The sequence below is a fragment of the Burkholderia territorii genome, assembly GCF_001718335.1.
GTDB lineage: Bacteria > Pseudomonadota > Gammaproteobacteria > Burkholderiales > Burkholderiaceae > Burkholderia > Burkholderia territorii.
On sequence record NZ_CP013367.1, the window covers coordinates 103,810 to 123,328 of the forward strand.

The 19,519-nt window shown below is 66.2% G+C and carries 13 protein-coding genes; 10 read left to right on the forward strand and 3 right to left on the reverse strand.

The genetic code is table 11. The annotated features are described in order from the left end of the window. Positions 1 to 453 precede the first annotated feature (453 nt). The 9 genes from WS51_RS26665 to WS51_RS26705 all read left to right on the forward strand — a co-directional run bounded on the left by WS51_RS26665 (position 454) and on the right by WS51_RS26705 (position 14,236). The gene (locus WS51_RS26665; protein ID WP_069230080.1) at positions 454 to 4,227 is read left to right on the forward strand and encodes a nitrate reductase subunit alpha; all 3,774 of its coding nucleotides are present in this window, start codon (positions 454 to 456) and stop codon (positions 4,225 to 4,227) included. Next, entirely contained in the window at positions 4,224 to 5,759 is a 1,536-nt protein-coding gene (gene narH, locus WS51_RS26670; protein WP_059452272.1) for a nitrate reductase subunit beta, read from the forward strand. Before WS51_RS26665 ends, narH begins: the two co-directional genes overlap by 4 nt. Beyond that, positions 5,756 to 6,451, forward strand: a complete 696-nt coding sequence (narJ, locus tag WS51_RS26675; RefSeq protein WP_069230081.1) for a nitrate reductase molybdenum cofactor assembly chaperone — start codon at positions 5,756 to 5,758, stop codon at positions 6,449 to 6,451. The genes narH and narJ overlap by 4 nt, the downstream gene beginning before the upstream one ends. Positions 6,452 to 6,475: 24 nt before the next feature. Next, a complete protein-coding gene (gene narI, locus WS51_RS26680) occupies positions 6,476 to 7,159 on the forward strand; it encodes a respiratory nitrate reductase subunit gamma (RefSeq protein WP_059452274.1) in 684 nt (227 codons plus the stop codon). A gap of 9 nt (positions 7,160 to 7,168) precedes the next feature. Then, a complete protein-coding gene (locus WS51_RS26685; protein ID WP_069230082.1) occupies positions 7,169 to 7,957 on the forward strand; it encodes a peptidylprolyl isomerase in 789 nt (262 codons plus the stop codon). A gap of 15 nt (positions 7,958 to 7,972) precedes the next feature. Then, positions 7,973 to 9,238, forward strand: coding sequence for an MFS transporter (locus WS51_RS26690; RefSeq protein ID WP_059452276.1), 1,266 nt, complete (start codon positions 7,973 to 7,975; stop codon positions 9,236 to 9,238). Between the two features lie 97 nt (positions 9,239 to 9,335). Continuing rightward, the gene (locus WS51_RS26695) at positions 9,336 to 11,072 is read left to right on the forward strand and encodes a site-specific integrase (RefSeq protein ID WP_069230083.1); all 1,737 of its coding nucleotides are present in this window, start codon (positions 9,336 to 9,338) and stop codon (positions 11,070 to 11,072) included. A 118-nt stretch (positions 11,073 to 11,190) separates the two neighbouring features. Next, a complete protein-coding gene (locus tag WS51_RS26700) occupies positions 11,191 to 12,102 on the forward strand; it encodes a hypothetical protein (protein WP_059452278.1) in 912 nt (303 codons plus the stop codon). A 709-nt stretch (positions 12,103 to 12,811) separates the two neighbouring features. Continuing rightward, positions 12,812 to 14,236, forward strand: a complete 1,425-nt coding sequence (locus tag WS51_RS26705) for an aminotransferase-like domain-containing protein (protein WP_059542245.1) — start codon at positions 12,812 to 12,814, stop codon at positions 14,234 to 14,236. Positions 14,237 to 14,341: 105 nt separating this feature from the next. On the opposite strand, the gene acnB is transcribed toward WS51_RS26705, so the two are convergent. Beyond that, positions 14,342 to 16,927 carry a bifunctional aconitate hydratase 2/2-methylisocitrate dehydratase gene (acnB, locus tag WS51_RS26710; RefSeq protein WP_059452280.1) on the reverse strand — a complete coding sequence of 862 codons (2,586 nt, stop codon included), beginning with the start codon at positions 16,925 to 16,927 and terminating at the stop codon, positions 14,342 to 14,344. A 435-nt stretch (positions 16,928 to 17,362) separates the two neighbouring features. Then, positions 17,363 to 18,328, reverse strand: a complete 966-nt coding sequence (locus WS51_RS26715; RefSeq protein WP_059452281.1) for a helix-turn-helix transcriptional regulator — start codon at positions 18,326 to 18,328, stop codon at positions 17,363 to 17,365. Positions 18,329 to 18,491: 163 nt separating this feature from the next. On the opposite strand from WS51_RS26715, the gene WS51_RS26720 reads away from it, so the two are divergent. Then, a complete protein-coding gene (locus WS51_RS26720) occupies positions 18,492 to 19,154 on the forward strand; it encodes a glutathione S-transferase family protein (protein WP_069230084.1) in 663 nt (220 codons plus the stop codon). A gap of 72 nt (positions 19,155 to 19,226) precedes the next feature. Here WS51_RS26720 and moaD read toward each other — a convergent pair whose 3' ends face one another. After that, positions 19,227 to 19,484 carry a molybdopterin converting factor subunit 1 gene (gene moaD, locus WS51_RS26725; RefSeq protein ID WP_059452283.1) on the reverse strand — a complete coding sequence of 86 codons (258 nt, stop codon included), beginning with the start codon at positions 19,482 to 19,484 and terminating at the stop codon, positions 19,227 to 19,229. Positions 19,485 to 19,519: the final 35 nt, after the last annotated feature.

A 19,519-nucleotide genomic window follows, 5' to 3' on the forward strand; every position in this document is an offset into this window, starting at 1 on the left:
GCACGTTTGGCCGCGACGCCGGTGCAGCCGCGCGCGGCCATCGCTGCCGAGTGCGAACGCATCGTCTGCACCGATGAGCGCGACGAAACGCGTCACGTCATGAGAGCGCGGTTCCTATATGCAGTGATGTGATCGACCGGCGGCCGAAATGGCCGCGGGTGTGTTGCGTATCTTTCAATGAACGCATTGGCGCGGTCGACGCTTCCGTTATCCCGCGCATCGTGTGCTTTACGGCACCTCGCATCGTTCCCCATTTAATGTCGTTACGCCCCGATGAAAGATATCGTGATTTGTATCAATTCGTGATATTTCGATTCGAAAGACAATGGTTTCGACCCGGGCGGAAAGCCTGAGAAAAGACGGAATACCGAAAATCCGATGTCCTTTACAACCGGTATTTCACCTCCTTAAATGATCAGGGTCTGCCAAAAGACCGGAAAAAACGAGATCCCCATGAGCCATTTCCTGGACAGATTGCGTTATTTCTCCACCACGAGGCCAACATTCTCAGACGGACACGGCGCCGTCACGAACGAGGACCGAAAATGGGAAGACGGCTATCGGCTGCGGTGGCAGCACGACAAGGTCGTCCGCTCGACCCACGGGGTGAACTGCACGGGCTCGTGCTCGTGGAAGGTCTACGTGAAAGGCGGGATCGTCACCTGGGAAACCCAGCAGACCGACTACCCGCGCACGCGCCCCGACATGCCGAACCACGAGCCGCGCGGCTGCTCGCGCGGCGCTTCGTACTCCTGGTATCTGTACAGCGCGAACCGTTTGAAGCACCCGATGGTGCGCAGCGCGCTCGTGAAGCTGTGGCGCGAACGTCGGCGCACGCTGGCGCCCGTCGACGCGTGGCGCTCGATCGTCGAGGATGATGACGCACGACGCTCGTACCAGAGCCGGCGCGGGCTCGGCGGCTTCGTGCGCGCGAGCTGGGAAGAGGTCAACGAGATCGTTGCGGCCGCAAACGTTTACACGGTCGAGCGGCACGGCCCCGATCGCGTCGTGGGCTTCTCGCCGATCCCGGCGATGTCGATGGTGTCGTACGCGGCCGGTTCGCGTTACCTGTCGCTGATCGGCGGCGTGTGCCTGAGCTTCTACGACTGGTATTGCGACCTGCCGCCCGCGTCGCCGCAGACCTGGGGCGAGCAGACCGACGTGCCGGAATCGGCCGACTGGTACAACTCCACGTTCATCATGATGTGGGGCTCCAACGTCCCGCAGACTCGCACGCCCGATGCGCACTTCCTCGTCGAGGCGCGCTATCGCGGCACGAAGGTCGTGTCGGTGTTTCCGGATTATTCGGAAGGCGCGAAGTTCGGCGATCTGTGGCTGCATCCGAAGCAGGGCACTGACGCGGCGCTAGCGCTCGCGATGGGGCACGTGATCCTGAAGGAGTTCCATCTCGCCGGAAAGAGCGACTATTTCATCGACTACTGCAAGCGCTATACCGACATGCCGGCGCTCGTGCGGCTCGTGCGGCACGGCGACGGTTACGTACCCGAGCGCCTCGTGCGTGCGTCCGATTTCGACGACGCGCTCGACGAGGCCGCGCATCCGGAGTGGAAGACGGTGATGATCGACGAAGCGACGGGCGAGTTCGTCGTGCCGGTCGGCTCGATCGGCTTCCGCTGGGAGCTGCAGGCGAAGGACGGCGCTGGCGACAAACGCAAGTGGAACCTGCGCGGCGAAACGTCGAAGGGCGCGGCATTGTCGCCGCGGCTGTCATGCACGGCCGCGCATGACGACGTGGTCGACGTGCTGTTCCCGTACTTCGGCAACCAGCCGCACGCGCATTTCAACTCGACGCAGCACGGTTCCGAGCTGTCGCGCCGGATCGGCGTGCGGCGCGTCGCGACGCGCAACGGCGAGATGCTGGTGGCGACCGTCTACGACCTGTTCGTTGCGAACTACGGGCTCGACCAGGGGCTGGGCGGCCGCGACGTGGCCGCGAGCTACGACGACGATCTTCCGTATACGCCGGCGTGGCAGGAAACGATCACGGGCGTGAAGCGGGCGGACGTGATCTCGGTCGCGCGGCAGTTCGCGGAGAACGCGCACAAGACGCAAGGCAAGTCGATGGTGATCGTCGGCGCGGGGATCAACCACTGGTTCCACATGGACATGTCGTACCGCGCGATCATCAACATGCTGATCATGTGCGGATGTGTCGGCAAGCCGGGCGGCGGCTGGTCGCATTACGTGGGCCAGGAGAAGCTGCGTCCGCAGACGGGCTGGACCGCGCTAGCGTTCGCGCTCGACTGGAATCGTCCGCCACGCCACATGAACGCGACGTCGTTCTTCTACGCGCACACCGACCAGTGGCGCTACGACACGATGGACCCGGGCGCGCTGCTGTCGCCGCTCGCGGACAAGACGCAGTTCCACGGTTCGTCGATCGACTACAACGTGCGCGCCGAACGGATGGGCTGGCTGCCTTCCGCGCCGCAACTCGCGGTGAATCCGCTGAAAGTCGGCGCAAGTCTCGGCGACCCTGCGCAGGCGGGTGCCGACATCGCGCGGCAACTGAAGGCCGGCACGCTTCGGATGGCGTGCGAGGACCCGGACGCTCCCGAGAACTTCCCGCGCAACCTGTTCGTGTGGCGCTCGAACCTGCTCGGCTCGTCCGGCAAGGGCCACGAGTACTTCCTGAAGCACCTGCTCGGCACGACGAACGGCGTACAGGGCGACGACCTCGGTGCGACAGGCGGCGCGCGTCCGGAGGAAGTGAAGTGGCACGACGAAGCGCCGCGCGGCAAGCTCGACCTGCTCGTCACGCTCGACTTCCGGATGTCGACCACCTGCATGTATTCGGACATCGTGCTGCCGACCGCGACGTGGTACGAGAAGGACGACATGAACACGTCCGACATGCACCCGTTCATCCACCCGCTGTCGGCGGCGGTCGATCCCGCGTGGGAATCGAAGAGCGACTGGGAGATCTTCAAGGGGATCGCGAAGCGCTTCTCCGAGCTGTGCGACGGGCACCTCGGGGTCGAACGCGACGTCGTGCTCGCGCCGATCGCGCACGATACGCCGGGCGAACTCGCTCAGCCGTTCGACGTGCACGACTGGAAACGCGGCGAATGCGAGCCGGTGCCGGGACGCACGATGCCGGCGGTGATCGCCGTCGAGCGCGATTACCCGAACACCCATGCACGCTTCACGTCGCTCGGCCCGCTGATGGACAAGCTCGGCAACGCGGGCAAGGGCATCGGCTGGGATACGAAGGACGAAGTGAAGCTGCTCGGCGAGCTCAACTACAAGGTCGCCGACGGCGCCACGCAGGGGCGCCCGCGCATCGACACCGCGCTCGACGCGGCCGAAGTGATCCTCGCGCTTGCGCCGGAAACCAACGGCGAGGTCGCGGTGAAGGCGTGGCGTGCGCTGTCCGGCATCACCGGCATCGACCACACGCATCTGGCCGTCGCGCGCGAGGACGAGAAGATTCGCTTCCGCGACATTCAGGCACAGCCGCGCAAGATCATCTCGTCGCCGACGTGGAGCGGGATCGAGTCCGAACACGTGTCGTACAACGCGGGCTACGTGAACGTGCACGAGCTGGTGCCGTGGCGCACGCTTACGGGCCGTCAGCAGTTGTACCAGGATCACGCGTGGATGCGCGCGTTCGGCGAGTCGCTGTGCGTGTACAAGCCGCCGATCGACACGGGTAGCTACGCGCACATGGTCGGCAAGCGCTCGAACGGCAACCCCGAGCGCGTGCTGAACTTCCTGACGCCGCACCAGAAGTGGGGCATTCACAGCACGTACACGGACAATCTGCTGATGCTGACGCTGTCGCGCGGCGGCCCGATCGTATGGATGTCGGAGGACGACGCGAAGGCGATCGGCGCGGTCGATAACGACTGGATCGAGTGCTACAACTCCAACGGCGCATTGTGCGCGCGGGCCGTGGTGAGTCAGCGCGTTCCGTCCGGGATGGTGATGATGTACCACGCGCAGGAAAAGATCGTAAACACGCCGGGATCCGAGATTACCGGCACGCGTGGCGGCATTCACAACTCGGTCACGCGCATCGCACTGAAGCCAACTCACATGATCGGCGGCTACGCGCAACTGTCGTACGGCTTCAACTATTACGGCACGGTCGGCTCGAATCGCGACGAGTTCCTGATCGTGCGCAGGATGAACGAGGTCGACTGGCTCGACGGGGCAGAGACCGTCGCCGATACGTCGAACGTCCGCACCGGAGAAACGTCATGAAAGTACGCGCACAGATCGCGATGGTGCTGAACCTCGACAAGTGCATCGGGTGCCATACCTGCTCGGTGACCTGCAAGAACGTGTGGACCAGCCGCGAAGGGATGGAGTACGCGTGGTTCAACAATGTCGAGACGAAGCCGGGCATCGGCTATCCGAAGGACTGGGAGAACCAGGACCGCTGGCGCGGCGGCTGGCAGCGCCGCGCGGACGGCAGGATCGAGCCCCGGCTGGGCAGCAAGTGGCGGCTGCTCGCGCAGATTTTCGCGAACCCGCACCTGCCCGAGATCGACGACTACTACGAGCCGTTCACGTTCGACTACGCGCATCTTCAGGAAGCGGGCAACACGCGCGCGATGCCGGTCGCGCGGCCGCGCTCGCTGATCAGCGGCCAGCGGCTCGAGAAGATCGAGTGGGGGCCGAACTGGGAGGAAATCCTCGGCGGCGAGTTCGAGAAGCGCGCGAAGGACTACAACTTCGAGCACGTGCAGAAGGATATCTACGGCCAGTTCGAGAACACCTTCATGATGTACCTGCCGCGGCTCTGCGAGCACTGCCTGAATCCGGCATGCGTCGCGGCGTGCCCGTCGGGCTCGATCTACAAGCGCGAGGAAGACGGCATCGTGCTGATCGACCAGGACAAATGCCGTGGCTGGCGGATGTGCGTTTCGGGCTGCCCGTACAAGAAGATCTACTACAACTGGCAGAGCGGCAAGGCCGAGAAATGCATCTTCTGCTATCCGCGCATCGAGGCCGGCCAGCCGACCGTTTGCTCGGAAACGTGCGTGGGCCGCATCCGCTACCTCGGCGTGCTGCTGTACGACGCCGACCGGATCGGTGAAGCCGCGAGCGCGGAAAACGAGCAGGACCTTTACGAGGCGCAGCTGTCGCTGTTCCTCGATCCGGAGGATCCGGCCGTGATCGCGCAGGCCGAGCGCGACGGCGTGCCGGCGGCATGGATCGACGCCGCGCGGCGCTCGCCGACCTACAGGATGGCGATCGACTGGAAGATCGCGTTCCCGCTGCATCCGGAATACCGGACATTGCCGATGGTCTGGTACGTACCGCCGCTGTCGCCGATCAACTCGGCCGCGAACAGCGGCGCGCTCGGCATGAACGGCTATCTGCCGGACGTCGAATCGTTGCGCATTCCGCTGCGCTATCTGGCGAACCTGCTCACGGCCGGCGATGAAGCGCCGGTGAAGCTCGCGCTCGAGCGGCTGCTCGCGATGCGTGCGTTCATGCGCGCGCGTCACGTCGACGGCATCGATGCGCGCGGCGTGCTCGACCAAGTCGGCCTGTCGCTCGCGCAGGTGGAGGAGATGTACCGCTATCTCGCGATCGCGAACTACGAGGATCGCTTCGTGATCCCGACGACGCACCGCGAGTACGCGGAGAGCGCATACGACCTGCGTTCGTCGTGCGGCTTCTCGTTCGGCAACGGCTGCTCGGACGGCCGTTCGTCGGCCAGCCTGTTCGGCGCGAAGAAGGAGAAGGGCACACGAACGATTCCGATCCGGGAGGTATCGCGATGAGCACCGCACCCGATCCGACCTATGCGGCGTTCGCGGCGCTGCTCGACTATCCGGACGACGCGCTCGTCGACTTGCTCGATTCGATCGAAACGCACCTGCGCGAAGCGGCGCGTTTTCCCAAGCCGGTGCGCGCGGGGCTCGAGCGCTTCTTCGATTACGTACGCGAGCGCGACCTGCTGACGCTGCAGGAGAACTACGTCGCGCTGTTCGATCGCGGCCGCGCGACGTCGCTGCACCTGTTCGAGCACGTGCACGGCGAATCGCGCGATCGCGGCCAGGCGATGGTCGACCTGCTGCAGATGTACGAGCGGCACGGGTTGACGTTGAACCCGGGCGAGCTGCCCGACTACCTGCCCGTGTTCCTCGAATACCTGTCGCGGCTGCCGGCGGCCGACGCGCGCAACCTGCTCGGCGAGACAGGCGAGATCCTGCACGCGCTGGCCGACCAGCTCGCGCAGCGCGGCAGTCATTACAGCTTCGTCGTGGGCGCACTGCTGCCGATGGCCGGCCTCGCGCCGGTCGACGCACCGGCGGCCGCGCACGACGATGTCGCCGCCGTGCGGCCGAGTGCCGACGACTACCGCGCGCTCGATGCGTCGTATGCGGACGAGGCGGTGCGCTTCGTGGGCGCGGCAAAGCCGGCCGAGCAGACGGTGCGGTTCCACGACAAGCGGCCGGCCCGCGGCGCATGAGTGCGGGCACAACTGGGGAAAGACATGAACGCTTACTTGCATCAGTTCCTGTTCGGGATCTACCCGTACATCTGTCTCGCGGTGCTGCTGGTCGGCAGCCTGATCCGCTTCGACCGCGAGCAGTACACGTGGAAGAGCGATTCGTCGCAGCTGCTGCGTCACGGCATGCTGCGGCTTGGGAGCAACCTGTTCCACTGGGGCGTGCTGGTCGTCGTGCTCGGGCACTTCGGCGGCTTCCTCGCGCCGCACTGGCTCGTGTCGCCGTTCCTGTCGGCGTCCGGGCACCAGCTCGTCGCGATGGTGGCGGGCGGTGCGGCCGGCGTCGCGGCGATCATAGGATTGACGCTCCTGATCTGGCGACGCCTCGGCGACGCGCGGATCCGCAAGAACAGCCGCAAGTCCGACATCCTGATCGTGCTGATGCTGTGGGTGCAGCTCGGGCTCGGGCTCGGCACCGTCGTGCTGTCGACCCGCCACATGGACGGCGTGATGTTCGAACAGCTGACCGACTACGTGAAGGGCGTCGTCACGTTCCGGCCGGACATCGCGAGCCTGCTGGTCGGCGTGCCGCTGACGTACCGGCTGCATATCCTGCTCGGCTTCACGATCTTCCTCGTGTCGCCGTTCACGCGGATGGTGCACATCTGGAGCGGCATCGCGTCCGTCGCGTACCTGATCCGCCCGTACCAGCTCGTGCGCAAGCGCTGAGGAGGCCGCTTGAATGACGTTCTTTCCGAAGTCGCGGCCGCGCCGCTGACGGTCAACGGCGTGGCGATCGACGACGCGGCGATCGCGGCCGAGGCCGAGCATCACGGCGACGCGCCCGATCCGGTCGATGCGGCACGGCATGCGCTCGCGGTGCGCGAGTTGCTGCGGCAGCGCGCGGTGTCGCTCGCGCTGATCGACGAAGGCGCACTGCTCGACGACGCGGCGGTCGACGCGTTGCTCGAACAGGAGCTGACGCACGTGCCCGAACCGGACCGCGCGGATTGCGAGCGCTACTACGCGCAGCATCCGGCGCGCTTTCGCCGCGGCGACATCGTGTATGCGAGTCATGTGCTGTTCGCGGTGACCGACCGCGTGCCGCTCGCACCGCTGCGGCAGCGCGCGGAGCGCGCCCTCGCCGAGGTGGTGGCCGCGCCCGAGACGTTCGAAGCGCTCGCGCGCGCGTCGTCGAACTGTCCGTCGGCGCAGGTCGGGGGCAGCCTCGGACAGCTCCTGCGCGGCGACACCGTGCCGGAATTCGAGGCCGCTCTGTTCGATACGGACGGGCTCGGCGTGCTGCCCAAAATCGTCAACACACGCTTCGGTTTTCACATCGTGCGCGTCGAGCGCCGCGTGCCTGGTGATGCGGTGCCGTTCGACGAGGCCGCCGGCCAGATCGCCGCGTACCTGTCCGAACGCGTGCGGCAGCGGGCGATGCGGCAGTACGTGGCGATTCTCGCGGGTGGCGCGCGCATCGAAGGTGTGACCTTCGACGGCGCGAACGGGCCGCTCGTCCAATGAAACGAGGTTTTGCGTATGGCAATCCAACAAGGTAACGTCGGCATGGCTGCCGACACCCAGGCCGTCCCGCTGCGCGCGTGGTCGGTGCTGGCCGCGAGCACGCTCGCGTTCATGGTGTGTTTCGTCGTGTGGATGATGTTCGGCGTGCTCGGCGTGCAGTTGCGCACCGATCTCGGGCTGAACAGCACGGAATTCGGGCTGCTGACGTCGACACCCGTGCTGACCGGTGCGCTGATGCGCTTGCCGCTCGGCACGTGGACCGACCGCTTCGGCGGCCGGATCGTGATGACGGTGCTGCTCGTCGTATGCGCGGTTCCCGTGTACGTCGTCAGCTACGCGACGCAGCTCTGGCAGTTTCTCGTGATCGGGCTGTTCCTCGGCTGCGTCGGCGCGTCGTTCGCTGTCGGCACGCCGTACGTCGCGCGCTTCTTTCCGCCGAAGCGGCGCGGGCTCGCGATGGGCGTGTTCGGCGCGGGCACGTGCGGCGCGGCGGTGAATCTGTTCGTCACGCCGCTGCTGCTGTCCGCCTATGGATGGCGCTTCGTGCCGCGCGTGTACGCGATTGCATTGCTCGTCACGGCCGTCATCTTCTGGTTCGCATCGGCGCCGGACCCCGGTGCGGGCAAACGCGCCGGATCGATGCTCGACGCGTTCAAGGTGTTGCGCGATCTGCGCGTGTGGCGACTCTGCCAGTACTACTCCATCACGTTCGGCGGCTTCACCGCGCTGTCGCTGTGGATCCCGCAGTACCTGAAGAGCGAATACGGGATGTCGCTCGTGATGGCCTCCGCGTTCGCCGCCGGCTTCTCGCTGCCGGGCTCGGTGCTGCGCGCGCTCGGCGGCGCGCTGTCCGACCGCTTCGGCGCGCATGCGGTGACCTGGTGGGGGCTGTGGGTGGCGTGGATCTGCCTGTTCCTGCTGTCGTACCCGGCGACCGACTTCGTGATTCACACGATCGACGGCACCGCGTCGCTGAATCTGGCGATGCCGGTGGCGGGCTTCGTTGCGCTGACCTTCGTGCTCGGCGCGGTGTTCGCGTTCGGAATGGCGTCGACCTTCAAGTACGTCGCCGACGACTTCCCGGACAACATGGGCGTCGTCACCGGCATCGTCGGCCTCGCTGGCGGGCTCGGCGGCTTCCTGCTGCCGATCCTGTTCGGCATGCTGCTGGATTTGCTGCGCGTGCGCACGACCTGCTTCATGTTCCTGTACGGAATCGTATGGGTGTCGCTGATCCTCATCTACCGGTCCGAAGTGCGGCGCACGCCAGTGACGGGCTGACCGTTCTGCGCGATGCCGGCCGCCACCGGCACCGCGCACGCAATCCGCAGCACGCCGGGCGTTTTCGAGCGCCCGCGGTTCTGTCAAACTGGCGCCCATGACATCGCGCCTTGCCTTAACGCCTTCCTCCGAATCCCCGCCCGCGCCCGCGGGCTATCCCGACGCCGACGAACTGGCCGCGCTGCGTGCATGGTACGCGGGCATGACCGTGCGTCAGGCGGTCGAACGCTATCTGCCCGATCGGCTCGGCGAAGGGCGGTCGGCGCGCGGCGTGATCGGCGCGATTCGCCGCCGTCTCGTGCGTGTCGCGCGGCAGGTCGGGCGGCCCGAGCTCGCGGAACAACTGGGTCATGCCGACAGCGAGCGCATCCGGATGGCGAAGGCCGCGACCGATGCGATCGGCCTGCTGCGCCATGCGCGCGCGCCGGTGCCGCAGATCAGCGACGACGTCGGCTTGTGGCTGCCCGCCCGCGCAGTTGTCGCGCTGCGTGCGCACGGGATCGCGACGCTGGCCGACCTGACCGTGCGGATTCCTCGGCGGCGGCAATGGTGGCGCGCGATCGCGGGGCTCGGCGTGGCGAGCGCGCGGCACATCGAGGCGTTCTTTTCCGCGCATCCCGACCTGACCGAGCGGGCACGCGCATTGATCGCGGCGACGCCGCGCAGCGCCATCGTGCCGTGGGAGCACCTGAAGCTGCCGCACGAAGTCGACGGCTCGAACGGCACGTTCCGCGCGCCGCGCGCAACCAGCACGCTCGACGCGGACAACGATTACGCGGCCGTGCACGCGTGGCTGTCGCTGCACGAATCGGCCGCCACGCGCCGCGCATACCGGAAGGAGGCCGAGCGGTTGATCCTGTGGGCGATCGTCGAGCGCGGGCGCGCGCTGTCGTCGCTTACCACGGAGGATGCGGTCGCGTATCGCGCGTTCCTGCGCAACCCGACGCCGCACGAACGCTGGATCGGCCCGGTGCGGCCGCGCGGCGCGCCGGACTGGCGGCCGTTTTCGGGCGGATTGTCCGCGCGGTCGGCCGCGTACACGCTGTCGGTTCTCGGCGCGCTTTTCCGCTGGCTGATCGAGCAGCGCTATCTGCTCGCGAATCCGTTCGCGGGCGTCAAGGTGCGCGACACGCGCGGCGCGAGCGCGCTGGATACGTCGCATGCGTTCACCGAAGGCGAGTGGCTGCTCGTGCGCACGATCGCGGACGGCCTCGAGTTTCGCAAGGACACATCGTCCGGCGCGCGGCAGGCCGCGTGGACGCCGGCGGCCGCGCAACGGCTGCGTTTCATCCTCGATTTCGGGTATGCGACCGGGCTGCGCGCGAGCGAACTGGTCGGCGCGACGCTCGGCGACATCGAAACGGACGCGCACGGCGATGCGTGGTTGAAGGTGATCGGCAAGGGCAGCAAGGCCGCGCGCGTCGCGCTGCCGCCGCTCGCGCGCATGGCGCTCGATCGGCATCTGGTCGCGCGCCGGCTGCCGGTGACGCCGGTGCGCTGGCGGCCGGATACGCCGCTGGTGCCGAGCCTCGCGGAAGACGGCGCGGCCGGGATCACAAGCGTGCGACTGTGGAAGGTGATGCAGCGTTTCTTCGCGCAGGCGGCTGCGCTCGTCGACGACGACAACCCGTCGCTCGCGCAGAAGCTGCGTCAGGCGAGCCCGCACTGGATGCGTCATACGCATGCGACGCACGCGCTCGCGCGCGGCGCGGAGCTCACGACGGTGCGTGACAACTTGCGGCACGCGTCGATCTCGACGACGTCGATTTATCTGCATGGCGACGACGTGAAGCGGGCGCGGCAGATGTCGAGCGCGTTCTCGGCTGACAAATGACAAATGAACCCGGCGCGTGCTCGATCGAACGGAACGACGGCGTATCGATGACGGTCAGAGCGTGTATTCCGTATGGCAACAGGCGCGCGCCGATCGTGCCCCCCGCTGGAGTACAAGAATGGAGACATCCGAACATCCGCAAGCACCGCGATACGCGCGCCGCGCGTGGCATGCCCTCGTCGCGGCCATATGCGTCGGCTGGAGCGCGCTGTCGTTCGGCGCGGACGGCGCGGCGGCATTGCTGGACCGCTATCACAGCCTCGGCGAGCAGCTGAAGAACAATCCGTTCCATCGCCCGCTGTACCTCGAATCCTCCGAGGCGTCTTCATCGCTGAAGGGCGACATCTACGCGGTCGTCGACTATCCGTTTTCCGTCGTGAACGGCAAGCTCAACGATCCCGCGCAGGGCCCCGCGAACTGGTGCGCGGTGCTGATCCTGCACCTGAACACGAAGTATTGTCACGCGTCGGCCGGCAGCGACGGTCCGGTGCTCGACGTGAACCTCGGCCGCAAGATCGAGCAGAAGCTGTCGGATACTTATCGCGTGCAGTTTCGCTACCGGGTCGCCGCCGCGACGCCCGACTATTTCCAGGTCGACCTGACCGCCGACAGCGGCCCGATGGGCACCAAGGACTACCGGATCGCACTGGAGGCCGTGCCTGTCGGCGCGTCGCGCACGTTCCTGCATCTGACGTATTCGTACGGCTTCGGCGCGGTCGGCCGCATGGCGATGAAGACCTACCTCGCGACGGTCGGCAGCGACAAGATCGGGTTCACGGCAGCCAGCGGTGCGTCGGCGGCGCAGCCGCAGTACGTCGGCGGCGTGCGCGGATTGCTGGAGCGCAACACGATGCGCTACTACCTCGCGATCGACGCGTATCTCGCGACGCTCGACAAGCCGCTCGACCAGCGCCTGGCGCGCTGGTTCGACGCGACCGAGCAATATCCGAAGCAGCTGCACGAAGTCGAGCGCGGCGCGTATCTGCAGATGAAAGCGCAGGAAGTGCAGCGGCAACAGGCGGCGCGGTAACGCCGGCTGTGGCCGGTTCGGCGGGCGCCGGTCAGTTCGACGCGCATTGATTACACCACCGTTCGTCGACCGGGATTTTCGCGTCACGCGCTGGCTTGCAAGCCAGGCAGGCTGGCAACGACCTTGCCGCAGCCGGCCGCATCGGCGTTGCGGTCGTCGCGAGCGCCGCTTGGTTAGCGAACGGTGTCAGGGTTGAAGCGCGCGTTGTTGCGCTGTGCGAATGCGATTGCGATCGCGGACAGCACAACGCATCTAGCGGCCGCCGCAGCCCGTATGTTCGTGCGTACCTTTGCCCGCGTCACTGGCGATCTTCTGGAATGCGTCGCCTGTCAACGCGCCGGCGCCGAACGACGCGGCCCATGTCGTCGTATTGCTCTCCAATCCTCACGTCCCGGACCAGATTCGTAAGACGTACAGTTCGCCCGAAGTCGCGAATTGGCGCCGAACTGTACTCTTTTCCGCGCATCCGATGTGTGTACTCCGCATCAACTGTTCTGCTCTTAAGCTTCCATCATCAAGTGCACAGTGCTGCAAACCCAGGCATCACGGGCCTCCCGGCACATCTTCAAAAGCGAGCCACTGCGATGGAAAAGGCAAAACCGGAGGGAGCAATCAGGGATCACGACAGCCCGGCGGGCGGGCAGCACACGCGCGTCGCGGGCTCGCACGAGGCGGCGGCGCGCATGCGCAAGCCGGCGGGGCGCACGCGATGAAGCTCTACGAAAAACTCGCGGACGACATCGAACGCCTGATCCGCCAGGGCGTGTACCGGCATGGCGACCGGATTCCGTCGGTGCGGCAGGCGAGCCAGCAGCACCGGATCAGCATCACGACCGTGCTGCACGCGTATCTGCTGCTCGAAAGCCGCGGGCTGCTGGAAAGCCGCCCACAGTCGGGCTACTTCGTGAACCTGCGGCGCGACGACAACCATGCGCCGGTGCGCGAGCTGCGGCCATCGAAGCCGATCGCGATCTCGTCGTCGGTCGACATGAGCCGGCTCGTGCTGTCGACGTTGCGCTCGATCGGCACCGATGACGCCGTGCCGCTCGGCTCGCCGTATCCGGACCCGAGCCTGTTTCCGTTCGAGAAGCTGAACCGTTACGCCTATGCGGCCGGCCGGGACAAGTCGCTGTCGGGCGTGACCGACGGGTTGCCGCCCGGCCATCCGCGCCTGATCCGGCAGATCGCGCGGCGCTACCTGGAAAACGGGATGTCCGTCGACCCGAACGAGATCATCGTGACCGTCGGCGCGACGGAGGCGATCAACCTGTGCCTGCAGGCCGTCGCGAAACCGGGTGACACGATCGCGGTGGAGTCGCCGACGTTCTACGCGATGCTGCACGCGATCGAGCGGATGGGCATGAAGGCGATCGAGGTCGCGACGCATCCGGAATACGGGATCGATATCGCTGCGTTGGCGGTGATCGAGAAATCGCAGCCGATCGCCGCGTGCATGGTGATGCCGAACTTCCAGAACCCGCTGGGCTTCCAGATGCCCGACGAGCGCAAGCGCGAGCTGGTGGAATTCGCGACCCGCGTCGACATGCCGATCATCGAGAACGGTGTGTACAACGAACTGTATTTCGGCGAGTCGCATCCGACCACGCTGAAGTCCTGCGACCGCAACGGGATCGTGCTGCATTGCGCGTCGTTTTCGAAGAGCCTGACGGCGGCTTACCGGATCGGCTGGGCGTTGCCGGGCCGGTATCGCGATCAGGTCGAGAAACTGAAGTTCCTGAACACGCTGGCCACGCCGTCGCTGCCGCAGCTCGCGATTGCCGAGTTTCTCGAACGCGACGGCTACGAGCATCACTTGCGGCGCTTGCGCAAGGCGTATGCGCAGCAGGCGAACCTGATGCGCGCGATGGTGTCGCGGTTCTTCCCGGAAGGCTCGCGCATCTCGAGCCCGGCCGGCGGCTACGTGCTATGGGTCGAGCTGCCGGCGCAGGTCGATGCGATGCGGCTGTATCAGCTCGCGCTGGAGCAGGGGATCACGATCGGCCCCGGCTACATGTTCTCGATCACCGACAACTACCGTAACTTCATCAGGCTGAACTACAGCAGCCCGTGGTCGCCGGAGATCGAACAGGCGGTAATCGCGGTCGGGAAGCTCGCGGCCTCGTGCATGCGGTGAAGCGACGGCCGGCAGCTTCAAAAAAAAGGCGCCGCGGGCATTCAGCCCGCGGCGCCTTCGCGTGTCGCCACGACGGGCATCGCCCGCCGCAGCTCGACCGCATGCTTAGATCTGCACGGTGTCGGCGACTTCCTTGAAGTCTTCGATCTGGTCGAAGTTCATGTACTTGTAGATCTTGTCGCCGTTCGCGGTGAGCACGCCCATGTCGGCCATGTACTCTTCCTTGGTCGGAATCTTGCCCAGACGCGAGCAGATTGCCGCCAGTTCCGCCGAGCCGAGGTACACGTTCGTGTTCTTGCCGAGGCGGTTCGGGAAGTTGCGGGTCGACGTCGACATCACCGTCGCGCCTTCGCGCACCTGTGCCTGGTTGCCCATGCACAGCGAGCAGCCAGGCATTTCGGTGCGGGCGCCGGCCGTGCCGAACACGCCGTAGTGACCTTCTTCCGTCAGCTGCTTCTGGTCCATCTTGGTCGGCGGCGCGACCCACAGCTTGACCGGGATGTCGCGCTTGCCTTCGAGCAGCTTCGACGCGGCGCGGAAGTGACCGATGTTGGTCATGCACGAGCCGATGAACACTTCGTCGATCTTCGCGCCGGCGACGTCGGACAGCGTCTTCACGTCGTCCGGATCGTTCGGGCATGCCACGATTGGCTCGTGGATGTCGGCCAGGTCGATCTCGATGACCGCCGCGTATTCGGCGTCGGCATCCGGCGACAGCAGTTGCGGGTCGGCCAGCCACTGCTCCATCGCCGCGATACGGCGCTGAAGGCTGCGCGGATCCTGATAGCCCTGCGCGATCATCCACTTCAGCAGCGTGATGTTGCTGTTCAGGTACTCGATGATCGGTTCCTTGTTCAGGCGCACCGTGCAACCGGCTGCCGAACGCTCGGCCGACGCATCCGACAGTTCGAACGCTTGCTCGACCTTCAGGTCCGGCAGGCCTTCGATTTCGAGAATGCGGCCCGAGAAGATGTTCTTCTTGCCTTGCTTGGCGACCGTCAGCATGCCCTGCTTGATCGCGTACAGCGGAATCGCGTTGACGAGGTCGCGCAGCGTGACGCCCGGCTGCATCTTGCCCTTGAAGCGGACCAGCACCGATTCCGGCATGTCGAGCGGCATCGTGCCGGTGGCGGCCGCGAACGCGACCAGGCCCGAACCTGCCGGGAAGCTGATGCCGATCGGGAAGCGCGTGTGCGAGTCGCCGCCAGTGCCGACGGTGTCGGGCAGCAGCATGCGGTTCAGCCACGAGTGGATCACGCCGTCGCCCGGACGCAGCGCGATGCCGCCACGGGTGCTGATGAAGTTCGGCAGCGTCTGGTGCGTCTTCACGTCGACCGGCTTCGGATAAGCGGCGGTGTGGCAGAACGACTGCATCACGAGGTCGGCCGAGAAGCCGAGGCAAGCCAGATCCTTCAGTTCGTCGCGGGTCATCGGGCCGGTGGTGTCCTGCGAGCCGACCGAGGTCATCTTCGGTTCGCAGTACGTGCCCGGACGCACGCCCTGGCCTTCCGGCAGACCGCATGCGCGGCCGACCATCTTCTGCGCGAGCGAGAAGCCCTTGCCGCTGTCGGCCGGCTGGTGCGGCAGACGGAACAGCGTCGACGGTGCGAGGCCGAGCGCTTCACGCGCCTTCGCGGTCAGGCCGCGGCCGATGATCAGCGGAATGCGGCCGCCGGCGCGCACTTCGTCGAACAGCACGTCGGACTTGACCTGGAACTCGGCGATCACCTTGCCGTCCTTCAGCGCCTTGCCTTCGTACGGGCGCAGTTCGACGACGTCGCCCATGTTCATCTGCGATACGTCGAGTTCGATCGGCAGTGCGCCGGCATCTTCCATCGTGTTGTAGAAGATCGGCGCGATCTTGCCGCCGAGGCACACGCCGCCGAAGCGCTTGTTCGGCACGAACGGGATGTCTTCGCCGGTAAACCACAGCACCGAGTTGGTGGCCGACTTGCGCGACGAACCGGTGCCGACCACGTCGCCCACGTAGGCGACGAGGTGACCCTTTTCCTTCAGCGATTCGATGAACTTGACCGGGCCGCGCTTGCCGTCTTCTTCCGGCGTGATGCCGGGGCGCGCGTTCTTCAGCATCGCCAGCGCGTGCAGCGGGATGTCGGGGCGGGTGGTCGCGTCGGGGGCCGGCGACAGGTCGTCGGTGTTGGTTTCGCCCGGCACCTTGAACACGGTGATGGTCAGGCTTTCCGGCACTTCCGGACGGCTCGTGAACCATTCGGCGTCGGCCCAGCTCTGCAGCACGGCCTTCGCGTGCGCGTTGCCCTTGTCGGCGAGTTCCTTCACGTCATGGAACTGGTCGAACATCAGCAGGGTTTTCTTCAGTGCGTCGGCGGCGACGGCCGCGACTGCGTCGTCCGAGAGCAGCTCGATCAGCGGCTGGATGTTGTAGCCGCCCAGCATCGTGCCGAGCAGTTCGGTCGCGCGTTCGCGCGAGATCAGCGGGCACGCCGTCTCGCCCTTCGCGACGGCGGCCAGGAAGCCGGCCTTCACGCGAGCGGCTTCGTCGACGCCGGCCGGGACGCGGTGGGTGATCAGGTCGAGCAGCGTCTGCTCTTCGCCTGCGGGCGGGTTCGTCAGCAGTTCCACCAGTTCGGCGGTTTGCTGAGCCGTCAGCGGCAGGGGAGGAATACCGAGCGCGGCGCGGGCGGCCACGTGAGCACGAAAGTTTTCAAGCATGGGGGGACCTGCTGAGATTGCGTTTCAGGGGAAGGGCTTTCCAGGCACGCCGAGGCTGCTGTTCCGGACACTGCTTCACTGCTTGGACGGGATTCTAATCGCAATATGGTCACGCGTCAAATGTCTTATGTCTTATATAAGAGTTGAGTGCCGGGCCATGACAGGCGTGTGGTGCGGCGGCGTCTCGTATGGACGACAGCGGCGGATTCGGTGGGCGATCGGTGCAGAGACTGGCCGTCGACCGGCTTCGGGGCGGGGCGCCGCGGAGCGAACGGCAAGTCGAAGATGCGGCGTTGGCACGGCGGAGATTGTTTCACTATGTGGAAGGATCGTCCGCCACGAAGGCGGGTCTTGCGAACACGGCGAATGCGAGCAGCGGCGCGCCGATCACGCCGCGAATGTTGGCGGCGCGTCGTCGTTCTTCGGCGGCGCGGGTCAGTACAGTGCCTGCGTCGCTGCCACCTCGTCGGTCAATCGAGCCACGAGCTCCCGCGGCCCGAGCACTTTCAGCTGCGCACCATATCCCAGCAGCTTCCGCGCACCGTGCTCGATCGATTCGATCGGCATCAGGAATTCCTTCCATCCCGACGGGATCGAGGGACTGCCAGCGCTTTCCGCGACGGGGGCGACCTTCACGCGTGCATTGACCAGCCAGCTCTGTCCGCGCGCCGATACCGCGACGTGCGCGTGCAACCTGTAAAGCTCGGCCTCATGCCGGCTCATCGACTCGCGCCAGTGCCGCGCCAGGTCGAACCGCGCGGGCCGCCTGAATCGCCGGCGCGATGCCGCGAGGTCCCGAATGTTCGCGAGCCGGAAAGTCAGCGCATCGCGCTTGCCGGCGACCTTCGCCACCACGTACCACGCACCGCCCTTGAGCACCAGCCCGAGCGGATCGAGTACGCGGCGCGACACACCGCGCCAGCTCTCGTACGTCACCTCGATGCGCTGCGACTGCCACACGGCATCGGCGACTTCCCGCAGAAACGCCGGCGTTTCCTGCGCGCGATACCAATCGACGGTATCGACATGCAGCCGGCTCGCGACCCGATCGGCATGCTCGCGCGAGTTCGGCGGCAGGCTGGCGATCATCTTGAGCCGCGCGGACGCGGCCATCGCGTCGAGCCCGAGTTCTCCCGCCGGCCCCGGCAGACCGGCCAGCATCAGCGCATGCGCTTCCTGCTCGGTCAGGCCCGTGAGATCGGTGCGCCAGCCATCCTGCAACTGAAAGCCGCCGTTGCGCCCGCGATCGCCCCAGATCGGCACGCCGGCCGCCGACAACTGGTCGATATCGCGCAGGATCGTGCGCTCCGACACTTCGAGCGCGGCGGCCAGCGCCGGCGCGGTCATGCGGCCGCGCGCCTGCAGCATCATCATGATCGATAACAGCCGGCTCGCTTTCATGCGCAGCACCTCATCGGAAATACATGACAGAAGATGTCATGTTATCGGATCCATGATTCGACACGCCCGCCGTCGGCTCGCGCAACGGAGCCGCGGGTGGCTTGCCGGCGGGCGGCCGGTGTTCGCGAAGGCCGCGGGTCAAAACCATCGAGGAGAGCGACACATGAAAATCATCACCGGGCCGCTGAGCATGTTCGGCGCGAAAGTCGAGATCGCGGCGCACGAGAAGGGCATCGCCTTCGAGCGCGTACTGGTGCCGTTCAGCCAGCAGCGCGGTTACGATCCGAAGCATCCGGACGTCTTGCGCATCAATCCGAAGCGGCAGGTGCCGGTGCTGATCGACGGCGACCTGGAGATCTTCGATTCCACGCAGATCTTCGAGTACCTCGAAGACCTGAAGCCCGATCCCGCGCTATGGCCGGCGCAGCCGAAAGCGCGTGCGGCGGCACGTCAGCTCGAGCACTGCAGCGATGAAATCTATTTTCCGCACGTGATCCGGCTGATGGGCCTCGAAGAGACGCCCGATCATCCGGCGGCGCAGGCCGCGCGCGACGAAGCGCGGCAATACTATCGACGCATGGAGCGCGTGCTGGCGGATCGGGAATTCCTCGCCGAAACCTATTCGTACGCAGACATCGCGTTCTACATGGCGCAGTTGTTCGGCGCGCGCAAGGGCGCGCCGATGACGGCGGAGACGCCGAACCTGCTCGCGTGGCGCGAACGAATGACCGCGCGTCCGGCCGTGCGGAAAGTGGCCGGTGCGATGGCGGGTTATCTCGCTTCCATCGACCATCCGGTTCCGGATTTTCTGCGCGGGCTTCATTAGTCGACCCGGTGCGCATCGAGCGTCGCCGATCTGGCGGTTGCCAGTTGCCGGTTGCCGCTCGATGTGAACGATTCAGCCGCCCGTCACCGGCGGAAAGAACGCCACCTCGCTATCCTCCCGCACGACGAAGTCGCCGGTCACCATTTCGAGATTCACGGCCGCGCGCACGGGCCGGTCCATCCGCAGCGCTTCGCCACTGCGCGCGTCGCGCGCGGCGAGCGTGCCGCGCAGCGCGTCGACGGTGAGCTCATGCGCATCGATCTCGACGATTTCCTCGTCGGCATGGAGTTGTTCGCGAATGCTCGCGAAATATTTGATCGTCAGTTTCATTACGGAATCCAGAGCGAAGTCCTTCGGGTCGGCGG

Bases quoted from the DNA above. Each gene is read 5' to 3' on its own strand.
- WS51_RS26665 (WP_069230080.1), top strand. From the start codon at position 454: ATGAGCCATTTCCTGGACAGATTGCGTTATTTCTCCACCACGAGGCCA.
- narH (WP_059452272.1), top strand. From the start codon at position 4,224: ATGAAAGTACGCGCACAGATCGCGATGGTGCTGAACCTCGACAAGTGC.
- narJ (WP_069230081.1), top strand. From the start codon at position 5,756: ATGAGCACCGCACCCGATCCGACCTATGCGGCGTTCGCGGCGCTGCTC.
- narI (WP_059452274.1), top strand. From the start codon at position 6,476: ATGAACGCTTACTTGCATCAGTTCCTGTTCGGGATCTACCCGTACATC.
- WS51_RS26690 (WP_059452276.1), top strand. From the start codon at position 7,973: ATGGCAATCCAACAAGGTAACGTCGGCATGGCTGCCGACACCCAGGCC.
- WS51_RS26695 (WP_069230083.1), top strand. From the start codon at position 9,336: ATGACATCGCGCCTTGCCTTAACGCCTTCCTCCGAATCCCCGCCCGCG.
- WS51_RS26700 (WP_059452278.1), top strand. From the start codon at position 11,191: ATGGAGACATCCGAACATCCGCAAGCACCGCGATACGCGCGCCGCGCG.
- WS51_RS26705 (WP_059542245.1), top strand. From the start codon at position 12,812: ATGAAGCTCTACGAAAAACTCGCGGACGACATCGAACGCCTGATCCGC.
- acnB (WP_059452280.1), bottom strand. From the start codon at position 16,927: ATGCTTGAAAACTTTCGTGCTCACGTGGCCGCCCGCGCCGCGCTCGGT.
- WS51_RS26715 (WP_059452281.1), bottom strand. From the start codon at position 18,328: ATGAAAGCGAGCCGGCTGTTATCGATCATGATGATGCTGCAGGCGCGC.
- WS51_RS26720 (WP_069230084.1), top strand. From the start codon at position 18,492: ATGAAAATCATCACCGGGCCGCTGAGCATGTTCGGCGCGAAAGTCGAG.
- moaD (WP_059452283.1), bottom strand. From the start codon at position 19,484: ATGAAACTGACGATCAAATATTTCGCGAGCATTCGCGAACAACTCCAT.